Raw genomic sequence first — 2,091 nt, forward strand, 5'->3', positions numbered from 1 at the left:
CGAGGGGGCCAACGCGGCCCGGCCTGTGGACGTGCCCACCACCGACCCGTCAGGGCGGAAGATCCGCAAGACGGCCTCCACCGCCATGGGGGCCAGGGCCATCCCCGACGAGGTGGTGGGCGAAATCCAGCGCATGGTCCTATCTGGTCAGCTCTCCTATGACCGCGTGACCGACCAGGATTCCATCCGCCGGGCCGTTGCACAGATCGAGCGGGACGGTTTCCAGCGGGCTTTGGGCGACTTTTCCAACGCGGTCCAGAAGGGCGTGGTCTCCAAGGACCTGGCCACCCTGGGCCAGCAGCTTTTGGTGAACGCCGCCAACGCCGGGGACGGCAAGGCCACCGCTGAGCTCCTCTCCCTCTACGCCCAGATGGAGACCGCCGCCGGACAGGCCGTCCAGGCAGCCAGCATCCTGCGGAAGTTAGACCCGAGCTATCAGCTCTACGCCGCTCAGAAGGCGGTGGATAACCTCCAGAAAACGCTTTCCAAAACGCTGAAGGGGCAGGAAATCACCATCGACCCGGACCTCATCACCAAGTTTGAGCAGCAGACCGACCAGGCCGGGCGGGACGCGGTGCTGGAGGAGATCTATCAGAACGTGGCCGACCAGGTGCCGTCCAACTGGAAGGACAAGTGGAACGCCTGGCGGTATCTGGCCATGCTGTGCAATCCCAGGACCCACATCCGCAACGTGGCGGGCAGCGCCGGCTTTATGCCGGTCCGATTCATGAAGGACCGGGTGGCCGCCCTCATCGAATCCGGCGTGAGCGCCGCTTCCGGCGGCAAGCTTCAGCGCACCAAGTCCTTTGCCACCAGCCCGGAGCTGTACGCCGCCGCCTGGAGGGACTATAACAACGTGGCGGACGTGCTGAGCGGCAGCAAGTACGACGACGTGCAAAGCATCATCAATGACAAGAGGACGATCTTCAAGACAAAGCCGCTGGAAGCAGCGAGACGCGGAAACAGCGCCGCGCTGAGCGCCGAGGACACGCTTTTCAAGCGTCTTACCTACGCCGGGGCGCTGTCCGGCTATCTCAACGCGAACGGCGTCACGGCTGAACAGCTCCGGTCCGGCCAGGTGGACCAAACACTGCTCAACGCTGCCCGGGACTACGCCGGACAGGAGGCGCAGAGGGCCACCTTCAACGATAAAAACCAGTTCTCCGACGCGGTGGTGCGGACCGCCCGGTCTCTGGGCACTCTGGGCGAGGCCGTCCTGCCCTTCAAGCGGACGCCGGCCAACATCCTGGTCCGAGGCGTGGAGTACAGCCCCCTTGGATTTCTAAATTCTATAAACCCATTCGAGATTGGCTTGATCGAAGGCGACTTGCACAAGGTACGAACAGGAAAAATATCTGCTGCGGAGGCCATCGACAATATTGCCGCCGGTCTCACCGGCTCCGCCCTGATGGCCCTGGGGGCCCTTCTGGCCTCCAAAGGCATCGTCACCGGCGGCGACGACCCCGACGAGAAGCAGCAGGCCATGAACGACCTGACGGGAGCGCAGTCCTACGCCCTCAACCTCCCCGGCGGCGGGTCGGTCACCCTGGACTGGCTGGCCCCGGAGGCCCTGCCCTTCTTCATGGGCGTGCAGCTCATGAACTCCCTGGGCGAAAACGGACTGACGGCGGAGAGCATCAAGAACGTTTTTTCCTCCATCTCCGAGCCGATGTTGGAAATGTCCATGCTCCAGTCCCTCAACGACCTCATTGACAACGTGTCCTACGCAGCCAGCAACGAGAAGCTGAGCGGCCTTTTGTGGTCCTCCATCGTCTCCTACCTCACCCAGGCCATCCCCGCACTGGGCGGCCAGCTGGAGCGCAGCGGCGAGGACGTGCGCATGACCACCTACACCGACAAGAACCTCCCCCTCCCCACGGATGCCCAGTACGCCCTTGGCAAGGCGTCAGCCCGGCTCCCCGGCTGGGACTACCAGCAGATCCCCTATGTGGACGCCTGGGGGCGGCAGGAGGAGACGGGAGACCCCATCATCCGGTCCATCCAAAACCTTTTCAACCCCGCCTACACCGACCAGCGGAATGTGACGGCGGTGGATGAGGAGGTGCAGCGGCTCTACGACCAGACCGGAGA

1 protein-coding gene is annotated in these 2,091 nt (G+C 63.8%); it reads left to right on the top strand.

What is annotated here, in order from left to right; genetic code table 11:
* The coding region (locus tag E0E29_RS18380; RefSeq protein WP_165449977.1) for a hypothetical protein at positions 1 to 2,091 on the top strand (2,091 nt) is incomplete at both ends.

Origin of the sequence: Intestinimonas timonensis, from assembly GCF_900626145.1 — a bacterium.
GTDB classification, from domain to species: Bacteria; Bacillota; Clostridia; order Oscillospirales; family Oscillospiraceae; genus Intestinimonas; species Intestinimonas aquisgranensis.